The sequence below is a fragment of the Tsukamurella sputi genome, assembly GCF_007858445.1.
GTDB classification, from domain to species: Bacteria; Actinomycetota; Actinomycetes; order Mycobacteriales; family Mycobacteriaceae; genus Tsukamurella; species Tsukamurella sputi.
Genome location: NZ_VIGV01000180.1, coordinates 1 through 540, shown reverse-complemented (window position 1 = coordinate 540; position 540 = coordinate 1). Strand labels below are relative to the sequence as shown.

Below are 540 nucleotides of genomic sequence, written 5' to 3'. Positions count from 1 at the left end.
GTCATAATAAGATAGATAATAAATCCACCCAATAGATAGGCCAATAGAATTGCCGGCCCTACTAGTGCAATCGATTCTGCCGAGCCATAAAATAACCCCGTTCCAATTGCACCCCCTAAAGCGATCATCTGAATATGACGATTCTTTAGCCCCCGTTTTAACTTTATCTCTTCCTTTCCTGCTACTTGGCTCATGACCTTCTCTCTTAAATCGATGCTCAATGTTAAGTGCCACCATCTCCTAAATCAAAAATGGGGCGAAATCTAAGGTAGTATATCAACTTTACCCCAGCGGGGTATAAGCTTCTTCCCGGCATCGAGATGATTGATCTGCTTAGATTAAAGCATCAGCTATCGGCTCTTTAAATTCTCTCTCGCTTTGATAAGATTTTATCGTGTAAATAACCTATATTGAGAGATAGAGTAGTACTTTCTACGAAAAAGAAGTATAAAAGTCTCTTCAAGCTCATTGGATAATTAATTGGATAATACGCATTGAATAATGCGTAATTAGATAACAAGCAATAGAATAAAAGTATTA

Annotated in this window: 1 pseudogene; it reads right to left on the bottom strand. The window is 37.6% G+C overall.

Going from position 1 to position 540, the window contains the following annotated elements:
• Positions 1-194, bottom strand: a pseudogene (locus tag FK268_RS26170) (amino acid permease); the annotation flags it as partial.
• Positions 195-540 lie beyond the last annotated feature (346 nt).